This is a genomic window from Pseudomonas quebecensis (assembly GCF_026410085.1).
In the GTDB taxonomy this organism is placed as follows: Bacteria; Pseudomonadota; Gammaproteobacteria; order Pseudomonadales; family Pseudomonadaceae; genus Aquipseudomonas; species Aquipseudomonas quebecensis.
Window position 1 is genome coordinate 2,141,219 of record NZ_CP112866.1, and the last position, 18,690, is coordinate 2,159,908.

The 18,690-nt window shown below is 64.3% G+C and carries 11 protein-coding genes; 4 read left to right on the forward strand and 7 right to left on the reverse strand.

The window, feature by feature from the left end:
• Positions 1-85 precede the first annotated feature (85 nt).
• Entirely contained in the window at positions 86-1,558 is a 1,473-nt protein-coding gene (locus OSC50_RS10115; RefSeq protein WP_266247854.1) for an ATP-binding protein, read from the forward strand.
• On the opposite strand, the gene OSC50_RS10120 is transcribed toward OSC50_RS10115, so the two are convergent.
• Positions 1,505-4,276 carry an ATP-binding protein gene (locus tag OSC50_RS10120; RefSeq protein WP_266247855.1) on the reverse strand — a complete coding sequence of 924 codons (2,772 nt, stop codon included), beginning with the start codon at positions 4,274-4,276 and terminating at the stop codon, positions 1,505-1,507. The genes OSC50_RS10115 and OSC50_RS10120 overlap by 54 nt on opposite strands.
• A gap of 58 nt (positions 4,277-4,334) precedes the next feature.
• Positions 4,335-4,733: a helix-turn-helix domain-containing protein gene (locus OSC50_RS10125; RefSeq protein ID WP_181076857.1), complete on the reverse strand. Its 399-nt coding sequence runs from the start codon at positions 4,731-4,733 to the stop codon at positions 4,335-4,337.
• Positions 4,734-4,947: 214 nt separating this feature from the next.
• On the opposite strand from OSC50_RS10125, the gene OSC50_RS10130 reads away from it, so the two are divergent.
• Entirely contained in the window at positions 4,948-5,856 is a 909-nt protein-coding gene (locus tag OSC50_RS10130) for a LysR family transcriptional regulator (protein WP_253508074.1), read from the forward strand.
• Positions 5,857-5,943: 87 nt separating this feature from the next.
• On the opposite strand, the gene tkt is transcribed toward OSC50_RS10130, so the two are convergent.
• The gene (gene tkt / locus OSC50_RS10135) at positions 5,944-7,998 is read right to left on the reverse strand and encodes a transketolase (RefSeq protein ID WP_266247856.1); all 2,055 of its coding nucleotides are present in this window, start codon (positions 7,996-7,998) and stop codon (positions 5,944-5,946) included.
• A 175-nt stretch (positions 7,999-8,173) separates the two neighbouring features.
• Here tkt and OSC50_RS10140 point away from each other — a divergent pair, with 175 nt between their 5' ends.
• Positions 8,174-8,398, forward strand: coding sequence for a DUF465 domain-containing protein (locus tag OSC50_RS10140; RefSeq protein ID WP_253508070.1), 225 nt, complete (start codon positions 8,174-8,176; stop codon positions 8,396-8,398).
• Positions 8,399-8,472: 74 nt separating this feature from the next.
• Here the strand turns inward: OSC50_RS10140 and hglS are convergent, their stop codons facing one another.
• Positions 8,473-9,849: a 2-oxoadipate dioxygenase/decarboxylase HglS gene (gene hglS, locus OSC50_RS10145; protein WP_266247857.1), complete on the reverse strand. Its 1,377-nt coding sequence runs from the start codon at positions 9,847-9,849 to the stop codon at positions 8,473-8,475.
• Between the two features lie 196 nt (positions 9,850-10,045).
• Between hglS and OSC50_RS10150 the strand changes: the two genes are divergently transcribed.
• On the forward strand, positions 10,046-12,709 hold the full coding sequence (locus OSC50_RS10150) for an MGH1-like glycoside hydrolase domain-containing protein (RefSeq protein ID WP_409567592.1): 2,664 nt from the start codon (positions 10,046-10,048) through the stop codon (positions 12,707-12,709).
• Between the two features lie 66 nt (positions 12,710-12,775).
• Here the strand turns inward: OSC50_RS10150 and OSC50_RS10155 are convergent, their stop codons facing one another.
• From OSC50_RS10155 to OSC50_RS10165, 3 genes are all read right to left on the reverse strand, one after another.
• Complete coding sequence (locus OSC50_RS10155) at positions 12,776-13,090, reverse strand: SCP2 sterol-binding domain-containing protein (protein WP_253508067.1); 315 nt, start codon at positions 13,088-13,090, stop codon at positions 12,776-12,778.
• Positions 13,091-13,146: 56 nt separating this feature from the next.
• Positions 13,147-13,857 carry a histidine phosphatase family protein gene (locus OSC50_RS10160; RefSeq protein ID WP_181076867.1) on the reverse strand — a complete coding sequence of 237 codons (711 nt, stop codon included), beginning with the start codon at positions 13,855-13,857 and terminating at the stop codon, positions 13,147-13,149.
• 134 nt (positions 13,858-13,991) lie between these two features.
• A complete protein-coding gene (locus OSC50_RS10165; protein ID WP_266247858.1) occupies positions 13,992-18,671 on the reverse strand; it encodes a hemagglutinin repeat-containing protein in 4,680 nt (1,559 codons plus the stop codon).
• Positions 18,672-18,690: the final 19 nt, after the last annotated feature.

The following is an 18,690-nucleotide window of genomic DNA, read 5'->3' on the forward strand; positions in this document are numbered from 1 at the left end:
ATGGCCAGCTGGCAAGATAGCGCCAGGCCCACGGAAAAGGATGCGCGAACGCCCAAGACCGGGTGTTCCAGCGCGATGACGAGACATGAACAACCTTCAGTCGATGGACGCTGATGGCACGCTGCGCTTCGGTGCTTATGTCTTCCACCGCCAGCAACGCCTGGTCAGCAAGGCGGGTTGGCCCGTGCCCCTGGGCGGGCGGGCGCTGGATATTCTTGCAGTGCTGCTCGAGGCACCAGGGCAATTCGTCGATAAGGCGACCTTGATCGAGCGCGTCTGGCCGTGCAGCGTGGTGGAAGAAAACAACCTGCGCGTGCACATCGCCGCCTTGCGCCGTGCCTTCGATGGGCAGCGCTACATCCTCAATGATCCTCAACGCGGCTACTGCTTTGCGGCCGTGGTACAGGGTGCGCCGCTGCTGGCTGCGGCGCCGCGGCACAACCTCGGCGCCCGACTCAGCCCGGTGATCGGGCGCGACGAGCTGCTGGGCATGCTGGCCCGACGCTTGTCCGGGCAGCGCCTGATCACCCTCAGCGGGTACGCCGGCGTGGGCAAGAGCACCTTGGCCCTGGCGCTGGCCGAACGCGTCCTGCCGCGCTACCGCGACGGTGTGTGGTGGGTGGACCTGGCCACGGTGAAGGCGCCGAGGGCGATGTTCGAGCAAGTGGCGGCGGTGTTGCAGCTGCAACCCCCAGGCACGCCCGACGAGCTGGCGCGTCAATTGGCGTCGCGTCAGTTGCTGCTGGTGCTCGATGGCGCCGACCTGCTGCTGAGCGCTTGCCGCCAGTGGCTGCGAGCAATACGCGCGTACGCGCCACGGGTCAGCGTCCTGATCAGCAGCCGTGAACCGTTGCACCTCCCCGGCGAATGGGTGCAGCAGGTGCCGCGCCTGGCGGTGCCGGCGCCGGCCGCGCTGGGCAGTGTCGAACAGGCGCTGGTCTGCCCGGCGGTGCAGTTGTTCGTGGCGCGCGCACGCGCCGGTCAGCAAGGCTTTGTGTTGCGCCCCCAGGATCTGGCGCCGTTGCGCGATATCGTATGGCGCCTTGACGGCCTGCCTTTGGCGCTGGAATTGGCGGCGGCGCAGGTGGACGCCCTGGGCATGCGTGGTGTGCAGGCGCAACTGCGCAAAGGCCTGCAGGTATTGACCCGAGGGCGCCGCACCGCAGTGGAACGTCACCGGTCCCTCATGGCCGCACTCGATTGGACCTATGAGCGCCTGAGCCTGCCGGAACGCTGGTTGTTCCTGCAATTGGGCCTGTTCAAACAGGCGGTGGACCTGCCGACATTGAGCGCGCTGGTCACCGGCACCGAACTGGAACATGCCGACCTGTCATACGTGCTGGCGCGCCTGGTGAATGTCTCGCTGCTCAGCGTCCAGCCCGGCCCAGGCGCCCGTCGCTATCGCCTGCTTAACTGCCTGCGCAGCTACGCCCTGGCGCAATTGCGCGACCCGCGCCAGGTGGAGCGCCTGCAGCACGGCTACACGCATTACCTGGGGACGTTCTCAGGCCGGCCGTTTGTCCTGCAGCTGGTCGAGCAGGCGGCGAGCGTCGACTAGATCCGCCGTGGCGAAACCTTCGCTGAAACGCTCATACACGGCCTTGAGCATGTCCCGTGCAGCATCCGCGCGGCCCTGGCCCTGCCATACCCGCGCCAATGACACAACGCTGCGCAGCTCCCAGGCCAGCGCACCTTGGCGCCGCGCCAGCTCGATCGCCTCCTGCAGCAGGGTTTCGGCGGCCAGCGTGTCGCCGTGGCGCAGCCGTTGTTCGGCGCTCACTCGCAGAACCTCCGGCGCACACCAGCCTGCGGCACCGCTGCGGGCGCGGGCCTCGCCGTGCTCATCGACGTCGCTGGCGCCCAGGGTGATCAGGATGTCATCGATCAATCCCAGGCCCTGCAGGTCGTTGCCGGTCAGGATCCCCGCGTAATGCGCGGCCCAGGTCTGGAACAGCTGCACGCCATGCTTGTGCGACTGCTCCAGCAGCAGCGCCTGCAGCGACTGCGCCGCGGCCTGGTCGCCGTTATAGCGGGCAATTACCACGCCCGCCAGGGCCAGGGTGTAGCAGATCGACGTGCCGTGGTTGATTTGCTGTGCCAGCTCCAAGGCCTGGCGGGCGGTGCGCCAGGCGCGTTCGGCATGGCCTTGCAGCCACAGGATGCGCGCCAGCACGGTCAGCGAGGCGACACACTGGTCGTATTGCACACCAATGCCGTGGGCGAACCGGTTCAAGTGGCCGCTGTGGGCCATGCGCTGGAGCACCTGCTCGGCATTCTGGCGGGCCAGAATCTGGTTGCCCGTGTAGTGCTGCGCCAGCACTTGCAGGCGTTGATTGCTCACGCCCAGCAAGGGGTCGGTGCGCGGGTCCAGGCGGTCGAACTGCTGGCTCTGCGCCAACGCTTCGCCATAGCGACCGCTACACAGATTCACCGCCAAATGCCCGGAGATCGCACGCAACTGCCCGCTCAGGTCCTGGCATTGCTCCGCCAGGCGCCTGGCATCGTCGAACGCCGCGCCGCTCTGAAAGGCGCCGCCCACGGCATGGTATGACAGGCTGCCGAGGGCCAGTTGCAGCTGCATGGCCAACTGCGGGCAGGGCACATCGGTATTGGCCATCAGGTCCAGGGCCTTGCCCACGTACAAACCGTGTTCGCGCAGCAGTGACAACTCCTGCCACAGCGGCATCGTGCTGACGGTCAGGCGGATGGCCAGCGCGTGCGCGCCTTTTTCGCCCAGGCCCCAGTCGAGCGCGGCGCGGATATCCTCGCGCAGCGGTGCGTAGCGATCGATCCACGGCTGCGTGGCCAACGATGACCAATCGGCCTGCGCCTGTTCCATCAGCGCCAGGCAGCGCTCGGCGTGGCGCTCGCGGGTCGCGTCGAGTTCCTGGGCGAGGCTGAGTTTTTCCAGGGCGTAGGCGCGTGTGATATCCAGCAGGCGATAGACCATGTCGTCATCGCCGGGCTCGACGTTCAGCAGCGATTTGCCCACCAGTTGGGTGATCGCGCCGGGCACCTGCGCCGCCGAAAGCGCTTGGCCGGCGATGACTGCTGTGGCGCTGGCCAAACTGAAGCCATCGCGAAACACCGCCAGACGGCGCAGGCAGATCTGCTCGTCGGCGCCCAGCAGGTTGAAGCTCCAGTCCAGCGTGGCGCGCAGGGTGTGATGGCGGGGCAGGGCATTGTCCCGGCCACGGTTGAGCAGGCCGGGATTGTCGTCCAGTTGCGTCAGCAGTCCCGGCAGGCCGAAGCGCTCGATCTGCGCCGCCACCAGCTCGATGGCCAGGGGAATACCGTCGAGGCGTTGGCAGATATCGATCGCCAGGGGCAGCTCGGTTTCGCTGAGTTCAAAGTGCTCCTGATGCGCCATGGCCCGTTCGATCAGCAGTTGCAGGGCCGGGTAGCCAAGGGCCTGGGCGCGGTTGACGCTGGCGGGTGGGCAGGCCAGCGGGTCCAGGCGCTGCACGTACTCACCCTCGGCGCGCAGCGCTTCGCGGCTGGTGGCCAGAATGTGCACGTGAGGGGCGTGGCGCAGCAGGGTTTCGCTGATCAGCGCGATGTCGTCCAGCAGGTGCTCGCAGTTGTCGATCACCAACAGCAGCTGACGCTCCTGCAGGCTGCACGCGAAGGTCACCAGCGGCCCGTGTGCGGCCGGTGCGAGGTCGAGCAGGGCGGCGAGGTTGGGCAGAATCAGCGACGGTGTGCTCAGGGGCGCCAGGTCCAGCAGGTGAATCCCGTCGCGGTAATGGCCGATCAGCAATTCCGCCACGCGCAGCGCCACGGTGGTCTTGCCGATGCCGCCGGCGCCGGTCAGGGTGACAAAGCGTTGTGCGGGCAACTGCTGCACCAGGCTGTCGATCAGCGCATGGCGCCCGATCATGCGAGTGCGGCGCAGGGGCAGGTTGTGGCATGGACGCTGGGGAACACCATCGCTGGGCAGGCTCATCGGTTCAATGCTCAGTGGCGCAACAAAACTGTAGCCGCGCTGGGCCACCGTGACGATATAACGCTGCCCGGCCTGGCCATCGCCCAATGCCTTGCGCAGCGCCGCCATGTGCACCCGCAGGTTGCCGTCTTCCACCACGCTTTTAGGCCAGACCCGCGCGATCAGTTCCTGCTTGCTCACCACATTGCCGGCCTGCTCCAGCAGGATCAGCAGAATATCCACCGCCCGCCGGCCCAGGCGCAGGGGGCGATCGGCCTCCAGCACCAGGCGTTGGCGTGGGTGGACGCGGTAGGGGCCGAACTGCACGGCCTGATCACGAAGGTCACTCATGGGTGGCCATGCTCTGGGAACGGTAGGCGGCCAGCATAGGCCAGGCGCGTGCATACCACTAGGCGGCGATCACCTGCGACTTGTGACGCAGTTGGTGATTTCGCCAGGTCATCGGGTTGACCCCTTCGCTGCGGGTGAACATATGGCAGAAGTGCGCCTGGTCGCAGAACCCGCACTCCAGGCTGATTTGCGTCAGGCTCAGGGAAGACGAAATGATCAGCTCTTTGGCGCGCTGGATGCGTTGTTGACGAATCCATTCCTGGGGCGACAATCCGGTGGTGCATTTGAACGCCCGGGAGAAATGGCTGCGCGACAGCGCGCAGGCCTGGGCCAGGTCGGCGATGGCCAGGCTTTCGCCCAGGTTGGCCAGGATCAGTTGTTTGGCGATACGTTCGCGCCGGGGGCAGAGGCCGCCGGTGGCGGGCAGGCGGGGCGCACAGTACTCAAGTCGGGCCATGACAGTTATCCGCAGTCGATGGGAACGTTCCCGGTGAATGGATGCAGTGTAGACCGCTGCATTCTTGGCGCCGGAGCCTGTGCCTGACGAGTTAATCGTTGTTAATTTTGCCAGGTGCGGCCGCCTGGATCGGCGAAAAAGACAGCACAGGCATGCAACCCGCAACACGCTGAATGTGCTTAGCTGGCGGCCTGATAACCGTCTGGATAGCGCCATGAACCGCAATGACCTGCGCCGCGTCGACATGAACCTGCTGGTGATTTTCGAAGCCTTGATGTTCGAGAAGAACCTGACCCGGGTCGCCGAAAAACTGTTTATGGGGCAACCGGCGGTAAGCGCGGCGCTGGGGCGTCTGCGCGACCTGTTCGACGATCCGCTGCTGCTGCGCAATGGGCGGGGCATGGAGCCTACGCCACGGGCGGTGGCGATCCTCAAGGAGCTGCAACCGGCCATGGACACCATTTCCGGAGCGGTCAGCCGCGCCAAGGATTTCGATCCTTCCACCAGCTGCGCGGTATTTCGCATCGGCCTGTCCGACGACGCCGAATTCGGCCTGTTCCCGCCCTTGCTCAGCCAACTGCGCGAAGAAGCACCGGGGATTATCGTGGTGGTACGCCGGGCCAATTACCTGCTGATGTCATCGTTGCTGGCCAGTGGCGAGATCTCGGTGGGCGTCAGTTACACCACCGAACTGCCGGCGAATGCCAAGCGCAGGAAGCTGCGGGATATCCCGTGCAAGGTCCTGCGCGGCGACGACGGCGCAGCGCCGCTGAGCCTGGACGACTATTGCGAGCGGCCCCATGCGATGGTGTCGTTTTCCGGGGACTTGAGCGGCAATATCGACCTGGACCTGGCGCGCATCGGTCGGGCGCGGCGAGTGGTGCTGGCGGTGCCGCAGTTCAGTGGCCTGCGAGCCTTGCTGGCCGGCACGCAGATCATCGCCACCGTGCCGGACTACGCGGCATGCGCGCTGACCGAGGGCACGTCATTGCGCGCCGAAGACCCGCCGTTCGCGATTGATGCGGCAGAGTTATCGATGGTGTGGAGCGGGGTCCATGACAATGACCCGGCGGAGCGCTGGTTGCGCGCGCGGATTGCCGAGCATATGGCGCGCAAAGTGTGAAATCGGCGCTAGGTCGTAGTCGCAAAAAGAGCTGAGGGAGCCCGATTCAATCGAGCTCCCCGCGCCGCCCTGGCAAAGAGGTGACTGTCAGTGGGTTGCCAGTCGAATCTGGGCCTTGGCTTCTTTCACCACATGCTCAACCGTGAATCCGAACTTCGCCTGGAGTTTGCTCAGCGGTGCCGAAGCACCAAAACTGTTCATCACCACCTTGGCGCCCGTCTGGCCCACATACCGATCCCAGCCCAAGGGGCCGGCCTGTTCGACTACCACTCGGGCGGTCAGCGCCGGGGGCAGCACGCTGTCGCGGTAGGCCTGGTCCTGATCCTCGAACAGCTCCCAGCTGGGCATGGACACCACTCGCGCGCCGATCCCGTCAGCCTTGAGCTGTTCATAGGCCGCCACGGCCAGGCTGACCTCACTGCCCGTCGCGATCAGGATGACTGCAGGCGCGTCAGCGCCTGCCAACACATAGGCGCCCCTGGCGGCACCGCAAGCCGGCGCGTACAGCGTGCGGTCCAGCGTCGGCAGCGGTTGGCGTGACAGCACCATGCAGCTTGGCCGATGGGTCTGGGCCAGGGCGACCTTCCACAGTTCCAGGGTTTCATTGGCGTCGCCAGGCCGCAGGGTGAGCAATCCGGGGGTGGCGCGCAGTTGGGTCAGGTGCTCGATGGGTTGGTGTGTCGGTCCGTCTTCACCGACGCCAATCGAGTCGTGGGTAAACACGAACACCACCGGCAATTCCATGATTGCCGCAAGGCGGATCGGCGGTTTCATGTAGTCGCTGAACACCAGGAACGTCGAGGTGTACGGCCGCAGGTAGGACAATGCCAAACCATTGGCAATCGCGCCCATGGCATGTTCGCGGATGCCGAAGTGCAGGTTGCGACCACTGTAGTCGTCGGCGCTGAAACGCCCGGCGCCGTCGAACGTCAGGTTAGTCTTAGTCGACGGCGACAAGTCCGCCGAGCCACCGAGCAACCACGGGATCTGCTGGGCGAAGGCGTTCAGCACCTCACCACCGGAGGCGCGGCTGGCGACGCCTTTGGCATCCGCTGCAAAGCTGGGCAATTGTGTCTGCCAATGCTCGGGCATCAAGCCTGCGCGCATGCGGCGTAACTCATCGGCGCGCTGCGGGTCGAGGCCGGCCAACGCCTGGTTCCACGCTTGGAATAACGGCTCGGCGCGCTCGTACAGCGCATCGCGCAGGGCCGTGCGCGCGGCGTCGGGCACCAGGAAACTGGCATCCTGCGGCCAGCCGTACGCGGCCTTGGTCAGGCGTATTTCCTCGTCGCCCAACGGCTCGCCATGGGCGGCGGCGGTGTTGTGCTTGTGAGGCGAACCGTAGCCGATCACGCTGTCGACCACGATCAACGTGGGCGCGCCGGTATTGGTTTGGAATGTTTGCAGGGCGTGGCTCAACGCGGCCAGATCGTTGGCATCGGTGACGTGCAACGTGTGCCAGCCATAGGCCTGGAAGCGCTTGATCACATCCTCACTGAACGCAAGCTCAGTGTGGCCTTCGATGCTGATGGTGTTGTTGTCGTAGATCCAGCACAGGTTATCCAGCTTCAAGTGCCCGGCCATGGACGCCGCTTCGCTGCTGATGCCTTCCATCATGTCGCCGTCGCCGCACAGGGTGTAGACGTTGTAGTCGAACACCACCTGGCCGTCGTGGTTGAAGCGCTCGGCCAGCCAGCGTTCGGCCATCGCCATGCCGACGCTGTTGGCGCACCCCTGGCCGAGCGGGCCGGTGGTGGTTTCCACACCGGTGGTCATGCGGTATTCCGGGTGGCCGGGCGTCTTGGAGTCCGCTTGGCGGAACTGCTTGATATCGTCCAGGCTGATCGCCGGCTCGCCGGTGCGTTGGCCATGAGCGTCGATCTCCACCACACCGGCCAGGTGCAGCAGCGAGTACAGCAGCATCGAGGCATGGCCCACCGACAACACAAAGCGGTCTCGGTTAGGCCAGTCGGGTTGCTCCGGGTGGTAGCGCAGAAACCGGCTCCACAACGTATACCCCACCGGCGCCAGGCCCATGGGCGTGCCGGGATGGCCGGAATTGGCCTTCTGCACGGCGTCCATCGCCAGGGTGCGAAGGGTGTTGATGCATTGGGTGTCGACAGCAGTGGCTGGGTGAGTCATGAACCGGTCTCCCTCGGTGTGCGATCTGCAGTGGAGGGCAGGACGGCGCAAAAGGTTTGATCTCATCTCCCCTGCCGCGACGAACGGGGCGAGATTGATCCTGGACATGACAAGACCCCGGTCAATGGTCTAGCTTCAAGGGCGTCAGCCATTGATCAACATGCGGAGGTACGCCATGCCAGTGAAACACGACCTGTATCAGGATTTGGGGTTGAGCAAGGAAGCCGTTCACGAACGCAGGGCAAGCGATAAACGTCTGGACTCGCTGCTCAGCCAATACGACGCCGCCGATGCGGACGTAGTGAAGGCCGAAGGAGCAAGTGCCAGCGATGAGGACGTGGAAAAACTGAAGAAAAAACGCTTATTGGTGAAAGACAAGATCGTGGCGCAATTGGGCTGAGCACAACCTGGGAGCGAGTAAGCTCGCTCCCACTCAAAGGGCAGTTTTATCCAGGACTGCATGAACGGTAGCGTTCAGGCCAACAACACCCGCAAACACTCCTCCATCGATCGCTGTTGCGTCTCTGCATACAACTTCAATTCATCAAGGGTCGGGCTGCCCAGGGCCTGCTCGAACTCGGCCTGGTTCGAGTTGGCCGAGTAGTGACTTTGCGCAGCGTCCCCCAGGTTCGACTGGAAGATTCCGGCTGCGCTCACTGGCAGGAAGTCCTCATAGACCAATGGTTCTACATCGATGTGTCCTGCGTCGATCAGCGCCGGCAGGGTGCGGGGTTGGTCGGCCTGGCCGCGGGCTGCCATGCCTGTGTGCGTGGCGAAGTAGCGAAAGTACGCCAGGCCCTGTTCGCGCATGTGCGTGTAGTTATCGGGGAACGCCTGGAAGTGCTGCGCCATCAACTGCGTGTAGCGCGCGGCGTTGCTCTCGTTGGGGAAGGTGCCCAACTCATCACGGGCGGCATTCAGCAGGCGGTCATACAGCGCGCGGCCCTTGGGCGTGAGTGCGACGCCGCGGTGTTCGATTTCGCCGAAACGTGCGCTGTGGCTGCCTTGGGCGTCGGTGAATGCGATGGGTTCGTCGAGGGCCTTGAAGCTGGTCTGGCGCAGCAGGATCGGACACTGGCGGCGGGGCGGGCCTTCGATCACGGCCTTGGGCGTGATGCCTTTACTGGGCATGGCGGCTTGTACTTGGTCGATGTCCAGGGTGCGCGGGGTGAGGTGGTTGATATGCGGGCCCTTGAAGGCCACCACGTCGGCGATCAGGCGATGCTGGTCGCTGAGTTGCCGGTATTGCGTGGCGGTAACCGTGGCAGTGTGGTGCCAGCGGAACGTTTCCAGGGCCTGGCGAATAAATTCATCGGCGGCCGCTGCGTTGAGGCCGCCGTCTCGCTCCGCCTGCTCGATCAACGCCAGGGCGCCCTGGGTGAAGATCGAGCGTTTGGCCAGGGCGGTTTCGGCGAAGACGCGCAGTTCGGGGTCTTCGATCAGTTCCAGGCGCAGCAGCGACGTGAATACGCGAAACGGGCTGGCTTGCAGCGCGCTTTCATGCACCGCGCGGAACGCGGTGGAATGCACCGGTACGCCCGCCGGGGTCAGGTCGTAATAGCCCACCGGCTGCATGCCCATGACCGCGAACAAACGGCGGATGGTAGCCAGCTCGGCGGCCGTGCCCAGGCGAATGGCGCCATGACGTTCCATGTCCAGGCGCTGGATTTCGCCGGTGCGTTGCAGCTGTTGCGCCAGTACCGGGTCGGCCTCAAGCGCCTGTGCGTTGACCTGCGCCACCAGTTCCATCAGCGCGCCATACAGCGGGACTTCCTCGCGGTACATCTCGGACATGGCCTTGGAAAAGCCCTTGCGAATCTCGTCTGGGCTGACAGGTGCGCTGGCTGGCATAGAAAAATTCCTGATGACAATGGAAGAGGGCGTGAGCGTTGGCTGGATTTTGTTGAGCCCTGGGGCGGCTTGCAAACGAAGAATCCTCTGGACTTCATTCTGCAAACGAATGAGTCAAGGTAAAACCGAGTTCATGTGCATTGATACGCGCAGGGGTTCTACACTGGCCGCCACCCATTGCCTGATGGAGGATCGGATGAGCGCGTCTATTCTGCAAACGATCGAGGGCCGGCGCCTGCTTGGTGAGTGCGCCGACGCCTGGCGCGCGTGGGGGCCCTATCTGAGCGAACGCCAGTGGGGCACGGTGCGCGAGGACTACAGCGCCGACGGCGATGCCTGGCGCTACTTTCCCCACGATCACGCGCGCAGCCGTGCCTATCGCTGGGGCGAGGATGGCCTGGCCGGTTTCAGCGACAAGGCGCAACACTGGTGCCTGGGCCTGGCGCTGTGGAACGAGCGCGACGCGATCATCAAGGAGCGTCTGTTCGGCCTGAACAACGCCGAGGGCAACCACGGGGAGGACGTCAAGGAGCTGTACTTTTTCGTCGACGGTGTACCGAGCCATGCCTACATGCGCATGCTGTACAAGTACCCGCACGCCGCGTTCCCCTATGACGACCTGGTCGCCGAGAACGCCCGGCGCAGCTTGAGCGATGCCGAGTATGAAATCCTCGATACCGGGGTGTTCGAGGACAACCGTTATTGCGATGTCAGCGTCGAATACGCCAAGCACCAGCCCGACGATATTTTCATGCGTATCACCGTGCACAACCGCTCGCAGCAGCCCACGCGCCTGCAGGTGCTGCCGCAATTGTGGGCGCGCAATGACTGGAGCTGGACATTCGATGCACCCAAGCCACGGCTGAGCCTGGACGGCGAGCAGGTGTTGGCGCGTCATCCTGAGCTGGCGGATCGCCGTCTCAGCGCCTGGGGCCAGGACGGGCTGGAATGGGTGTTCTGTGAAAACGAAAGCAATGTCGTTCGGTTGAACGGGCAGGCAGCGCCGGGTCCGTTCAAAGATGGCATCAACGATTACCTGGTGAGCGGCGTTGATTCGGCGATTCGTCGCGACGCCGGCACCAAGGTCGCCGCGCGTTTCATCCTCGATCTGGCGGGGCTGGCCAGCCAGACCCTGTACGTGCGCTTCGCGCCGTTGGCAGCGCCCCAGGTCAATGCGCGCAAGCTGTTCGAGCAGCGTCGCCAGGAGGCGGATGATTTCTATACGGCGTTGCAACACGGCATCAGCGACGCGGACGCGCGCAATGTCCAGCGCCAGGCTCTGGCTGGCTTGCTGTGGTCCAAGCAGCTGTACTACTTCGACGTCAACCAATGGCTCGACGGCGATCCCACCCAGCCTGCGCCGCCACCCGAGCGCCTGCATCTGCGCAATAGCCATTGGCGGCACCTGTCCAATTTCGACATCTTGACCATGCCCGACACCTGGGAATACCCGTGGTATGCCTCCTGGGACCAAGGGTTCCAGGCCGTTGCCATGGCGCTGATCGATCCGGGGTATGCCAAGCATCAGTTGTTGCTGCTGGTGAAAGATCGCTTCATGCACCCCAACGGCCAACTGCCGGCGTACGAATGGCGTTTCGACGACGCCAACCCGCCGGTGCACGCATGGGCCAGTTGGCGGGTGTATCAGCAGGACAAGGCGCTCACCGGTATCGGCGATTTGGATTTTCTTGAGCGGATCTTCCACAAGCTGCTGTTGAATTTTTCCTGGTGGGTCAACCGCAAGGACGCCGAGGGGCGCAACCTGTTCCAGGGCGGTTTCCTGGGCCTGGACAATATTGCGTTGTTCGATCGCTCGGCCGCGCTGCCGCCGGGCTATCAGCTCGATCAGGCCGACGGCACGGCGTGGGTGGCGGCGTATGCCCTGGACCTGATGCGTATCGCTCTGGAGTTGGCCAAGCGCAATGCCGTATATGTCGATATCGCGGTGAAGTTTTTCGAGCACTTCCTGTATATCGCGGGCGCCATTAACCGGGTCGACGACAGCGCCGAAGGCCTGTGGGACGAGCAGGACCTGTTCTTTTACGACGTACTGCACCGTCCCGACGGCCAGAACGAGCCGGTGCGCCTGCGCTCCATTGTCGGCCTGATGCCGCTGTTTGCCGTGCTGGTGCTGGAACAGCGCGAACACGAAGGGCTGGCGGGGTTGCGTGAACGGCTGTTGGGTTTCATGCATCACCGGCCGGACCTTGCCAAGCTGGTGTCGCGCTGGAACGAACCGGGCCAGGGCAATCGCCTGCTACTCGCGCTGTTGCGTGGCGAGCGTACGAAGGATTTGCTGCGGCGGATGCTCGATGCCGACGAATTCCTCTCGGCCTTTGGCGTGCGCTCCCTGTCCAAGGCGTTCGCCGAGCAGCCACTGGCGCTGAAGATGAATGGCGATACCCTGTGCGCCCGTTACCAGCCGGGTGAATCCGACTCGCGCCTGTACGGCGGCAATTCCAACTGGCGCGGGCCATTGTGGATGCCGGTGAACTACATGCTGATCGAATCGTTGCGCGAATTTCAGCGTTACTACGCGGATAATTTCTCGGTGGAGTACCCGGTGGGCAGCGGCTACCTGGCGTCGCTGGGGGAAGTGGCCGACAGCCTCAGCCAGCGGATGACCCGCCTGTTTCTGCGGGATGAAAACGGTTCACGACCGTCGATGGCAGGGTATGCACAATTGGAGGCAGACCCGGCCAGTCGTGACCTGGTGTTGTTCCATGAGTATTTCCATGGCGAGACGGGGCGGGGGTTGGGGGCTTCACACCAAACGGGTTGGAGTGCGCTGGTGGCGTTGTTGCTGCAGTCCCAATGTGGGAGGGGGCTTGCCCCCGATAGCGGTGGATCAGTCAACTGATGAAGCGACTGACAACCCGCCATCGGGAGCAAGCCCCCCTCACAGAGACTCAGGGTCGCCCGCGAATCAGGACGGAAACAGTTCGCTCAGCTTCATCGCCAGCATCATGTCGCCTTCGGTGCGCAGCTTGCCGCCCATGAAGGCCTGCATGCCATCGGTCTCGCCGCTGACGATGCCTTCCAGGGTTTCGCTGTCCATCACCAGGGTGACCTGAGCGTCTGGGTTTTCGCCTTCCTGCAGTTCGCAGGTCTTGTCCTTGACGATCAGGGAGAAGTTCTTGGTGTCGTCGATACGGAAACCGAACACCAGGTCCAGGCCTTCGGCGGCGCTTGGGTTGAATTTGGCTTTCATTGCTTCTACAGCTTTGGCTACGTCAGTCATGGTTTCGATCCTTAAGGGTAGAGTCCAGTGACCTTGGGGTCACGGTTGGCCGCGGTTCATCGGAAGGTGATGAGCTGCGGCGCCTTCAACAGTTGCAAGTGGGTATGGCTGTTGAAGGAAGCCAGGGCCACCTCGCGGCCGCGGAATTTCAGCTGGTTGAGCGAGGTGTTTACAATTTGCCAGTTCAGTTCGAAGGCCTGGGCGGCGGGCATTCGGGTGATCAGATGGAGTAGGGCGGTGATGGTGCCGCCGGAGGTGAACACCGCAATTTTGTGCGAGTTGCTCGCCGCGTCCAGGATGCGTTGCAGGCCGCCTTGCACCCGTTCGATGAACCCCAGCCAGCTCTCCAGCCCCGGCGGGTCGTAGGTGCCGGCCAGCCAGCGCTCGATGATCAGGGCGAAGATGCGTTGGAATTCACTGCGGTTCTGCGCGGCATTGCGCAGGATGTCCAGGGCTTCGGGCTCGCTGGTCAGCAGGTCGGGGAGCAGGGCGCGGATGATGGCGTCGGCGTCGAACTCGTTGAAGGCGCTGTCGGTTTCCAGGGCTGGTATCGGCAGGCCGAGCGCGCTGTACTGGTCGAAGGCGGCCGTCGCGGTGTGCTGCTGGCGGCGCAGGTCGCCGGCGATGCAGCGGTCGAACACCAGGCCCATGTCCGCCAGGTGGCGACCGAGTACTTGCGCTTGTTCCACGCCGATGGGCGACAGCACGTCGTAGTCGTCTGCACCGAAAGAGGCCTGGCCATGTCGAATCAAATAGATGCTGCCCACGTCCGTCACCCGGTACGTTGAAAGTCTGGCGAGGTTATGAGGATGCCGGGGAGCTGTCAATGAAAAAACATACGCTTGTTTTAAAAGCTCCTTAGAGTCCGCTCAAGGGCCCCGCCGTGCGGGGCCGGTGCACTTCAGCGCAGGCGTTGATCGATCCCGCTGGTCAACCATTGGCTTTGGTCATGGCCGCCACCGCGCAGCAGGCCCAGGTTGAATTGTTCATCGCGCTGGCGCTGTGGATCAGCGCTGTCGGTGAATTGCGCGTACAAGGCCTTGCTCAGCTGCTCGGGGGAGGTGGAGACATTCAGCGAGAAGTCCGTACGGGTGTCACGGCCTCGCACATCGTGGGTAGTGACGTTCGCGCCACCCAGCGTCACGCCGCCATCACTGGAACGGATGCGAGCCCCGGTCAGCTCGACCTCGCCGCCCACCTGCAGGGCCACGCCGTCGCGGCCGCTGATGCCGGACGCCTGGGCGACTGTGTCATTGCTCAACCGGGTGACATCTACCAGCAGCGTCGGGGTGGTGCTGCGATGGGCGGGGTTCTGGAACAACAGATTTTTCAACGCGGAGCCGCTATCGGCAGCACCGCTTGCGGGGCTGCCCGAGGGCGCGGCGGCGGTTCTGCCGGTCAGCTTGTCCTTGAGCGTACGCGCCTTGTCGGCGGTTTTTTCATAGAGATTTTTGCTGCCGCTCTTGAGCTTGCCGGCCAGGGGGCCGCTGGCCACGCTGAGTTTATCCACGGTGCCGGCCGGGTTCTTCTCGGTGGTCAATTGCGTATCCACCTGCACTTTCAAACCGGTTACCTGGTCTTGCCGACTCTGCACGATCAGGTCGCCGCCGACAGTGCCGCTGACGTCGTGCGCCGTGACCACAGCGCCCAGCAGCCGCGTATCGCCCCGGCTGTCGAGCTGAATGCGATCGGCCTGCAGGCGCGTATTGGTGTGGGTCTGGCTATTGAGTGTATCGACCCCACCCTTGGCCCGGGCGAACAGCCCGGCGCCGTTGCTGGCTGCGTCCGAACCGCGGCTGCCGCTGAGCCCCAGGCCACCGGCGATGGAGCGGTTGTTGCGCTGTTCGTGGGTCAGCGCGGACTCCAGCAACAGCTGGCCTTGCGTCGCGGCCAGCTCGAATGCCCGCGCCTGGCCCTGGACGCCTTGCAGTCGCACGCTGCCGGCCTGCAGGCGCACACGCCCGGAGCTGTCGAGGGAGCCGCTGCGCTGCACGGTGCTGCGTTCATTGACATCGGCCAGGCTGAACTGGGCACCGGCACTGCCGCTTTTGCTGTTGGCCGTGTCACTGCGAGAGCCTTTGACGCTGGCGCGACCGCCGCCGCCGAGGCTGTTACCGTCGGCCGTGTGGGTATCGATGCCGGCCAGGAACTCAAGGCGGTTGCCGGCCGTGAGGCTAACGTTGCCGCCGTCCGCCGCGCCGACTTGCGTACCGTGCAAGGTCAAGTCCTGCCCGGCGCTGATCTCGGTCAGCCCTGCGGCGACCAGGCTGGCTGCGCGGCCCTGGGAGTCCTCTACGGTCAGCTCGGCCTTATCCAACTGCCCGCCGGCGTTGGCTTTTTTACTGCTGGCGGGGCTGCTGCCCACTTCGAGCCAACCGAAACCGCTCAAGGTGCCTTCGCCGGAGCGCTGCCAGTTACGGGCTTCATCAAAGGTCAGCGAGCCCGGCGTGTGCACCTTCAGGTCACCCAGCCCGGCGTTGAAACGGGTGCCCTCATAGCGCCCGTCGCTGCCCAATTGCACGCTGATGCCGTGTGTCGCTTCAAGGCTGCCTGGCACTGCGGTGCCGGTGGCGCCCGCCAGATCAAAACTGCCGCCCACACCGAGGATTCGCCCGTTGATGTCTCGGCCAGTGGTGGTGTAGAGCCGCAGTGAAACATCGGCGTCGGTGCCGGTGTCCCGTTGCCAGGTGCGGTTTTCGGCGGCCGTGAACGCGTGGCTGTCGGCGTTGATCGAGACGCTGCCGGCGTTCGCCACATAGCGAGTGCCGGTGTCCACCAGCGCCCCGTCGACCTGCACCTTCACCGAGGCACCTTCGAGCGTCGTAACCACCGCCGTGCTGACGCCTTTTTCGGCGCCGGTTTCCAGCGCATTGAACGCCAGGTCGACGCCCAGGTTGGGTGGGTCAAGCGCATCCAGCACCGAGGGCTGGTAGAACTTGCTCTGATCCACCCCGTCGACGACTTTCTGCACCGGCCGTGTGACGTCTTTGTATTCCACATTGCCGCCGATGCTGGCGGTCCAGCGGCTGACCTGCTCGGTTTCGACCGTGCTGTCGGACACCGCGCGGTTCTCCACGCTGCCGGCGTTGATTGTCAGGTCCTGGCCGGCTTTGAGCTGCGCCGCTTCGGTGACAACCTGCCCGGCGACGAGCGTGAGATCGCCCGCGCTGTCCAATTGGCTTGTCTTGACGGTATTGGTGGTCTGGGTTTGCACCCCTTGCTCCTTGCCGACGGTGTAACCGCCGCCCGCACGGTCCATGCCACCGGTGGCGTAATAGCCAAGGGCAAACTTGTCGTTTTCATGGGTCTGCGTGGTCTGGTCGGCGGCGCTGAGCAACTCAATGGATGAGGCGCTCAGGTTCAAGTCGCCGTGGGTTGCGCTGACGTCAGAGGCCGTGACGCGCAGCTTATCGCCTGCGGTAAGGTCCACCGTGCCGCCTTTGAGTTGACTGCCCTCATGGGTCAGCCGCTCCAGGGTGGTGGTGTTCTGCTGTTGAGTGTAATTGACGCCCGCCTGGAACTGATTGGAGTCCTTGATGCCGGGGGCTTGCTGTTTGGTCTCGCTGGTGGAGGGGGAAAAACCATTGCGCACGGTCTGGGTGACGGTGGTCTCGCGCTGGGTGGCTGCCAGCACATTGATATCTGCGGCGGCGCTCAACGCCAGTTCGGCCTTTGCCTGGACATCGGAGCCGATCACGTTCAGGTCTTTGGCGCTTTGCAGGTGCAGGTTGCTGTGCGATTGCACCTGGCTGCGCACCTGAGTACTGGTGTCTTTTCGCTCGCCGGTGTGATCCTTGAGCAAGCCGAACAGTTTGCTGTCGGTATTGGATTTGTCCGAGCTCACCCGGCTCTCGGCACCGTCAATCGTCAAGGCGCCGCTGTTGCTGATCAGCAGCGCATCGCGTTGGCCGAGCACCTGGCTGCCGCTGATCAGCACATCCTCGGACTGCACGCGCAGCGTACCTTGGGCGCCGACGCGGCTGCCGACCGCTGTGTCCTGCGAGAGGTTGTCCTTGTTTTTATTGCCGAAGAACGCGCCGGAGACCAGGTCGCCTTCGTAGTTCTGCTCAATGCGCTTGCGGGCGGCCCGTGTTACGCCGATGTTGACCTGTTTCCCGGCCTCGATGGTCAGGTCGCGCCGGCTCTGCACCTGGCTGCCGAGCACGGCAAGGTTTTTGCCACTGCTGAGGGTCATCGCGCCGCCGCTCGAGAGGCTGCTGCCGCGCGCGGTCTCGGTGCCGCGGGTGGTGTCGTAGTCGCCGCGCCACAGGCCTTTGCGGTGCTTGAGCGTTTCGCGTGTGGTCTCAGCGTCGTTCAGTGCGGTCAGGCGCAGGTCCCGGCCGGCCGTGGCGCGCAAGGTGCCGCCGGCGGTCGCGGTGGAGGCGGCCAGCTGCAGGTCTGCGCCGGCCTTGAGCGTCAGGTCGGTGCGCGCCTTGAGGTGGGTGCCGAATTGCTCGACGCGGGTTTTCAGGGTCGTTTTGTCGTAGGTTTCGTGGGTGACGAACAGCACCTTCTTTTTCCAGGACTCACGTTTCTCGTCCCGGCTAGTGCGGGTTTTCGCGTCAAGCCGCAGGGTGCCCCCGGCGCTCGCATCGATGGCGCGGCCCTGCACGTCTACCGCCGACAAGTTCAGGTCATCCCGAGCCTGCAGCGCAATATCGCCGGAGGTGCTGCTGACCCGCATACGCAGGGGGTCGGGAATGCCGGAGATTTCCAGATTGCCGGCTGAGGTGACCTTGATATCGCCGCGTGCCGTCAGCGGCGCGGCGATCCTGACCCCGGCGCCTTCGGCAGTACTGACCAGCGTGATACGCCCGCCTTGCATGGCGCCCAGCAGTTGCGCATCCACCGGGCGCGTGTTGGCCCGGCGGCTGCTTTCAAGGCTGCTGTCGCTGTAGCGCAGGCGGTTCTGTCCGAGGACCAGGTTGAGGTCGTCTCGTGCGCTGACAGGCCCGGTGGTGTCGATGCGCGGGGCAATCAGGTCGATAGCGCCGGTGCTGTTGTGCACACCTCGCTCGCCGACGTTCAGCGCGTTGACGCTATCGAACGTGGTGAGGCGCTTGAGCGCACCGTTCTCGAACTCCGGGCGTCCCACCACAAAGCTGGCGCGCGGTGTATTGATGAAGCTGGCGCCATTGACGTGGATGCCATTGGGGTTGGCCAGGACGTAGTCGGCGGGGCGGCCGAACACTTCCTGTGCGCCATTGATGCGGGAGGCGTTGCGGCTGACCACTTCATTCAGAATCAAGCGTGCCTCGTGCCCGCGCAACTGTGGGTTGGCCGACAGCCGCCCGGCCAGTTGCGACTGGCCCGCGGTCAATGCGTTGTTCAGCACCAGGCCTGCACGCTGGACGTTGTAGTCGACAAATTTGTTGTGGGAGACCCCGGCCGCGTTGGGCGCGACGATGTTCACCACCGGCACGCCCTGTGCGGTGACAAGCTGCGCATTGCCGGCCACCGGTAGCACGTCGGCGGCGAAGGTTTGTTGCCCTGAGTGAAGGGTGATCAGGCTGCAGATTGCCCAGCGCAGGGTCTGGGAGGGTTTGAGGTGAACGCGGGGAAATCGAGAATGACGGCTCATGGTGTGGTCTTCTTGTTGT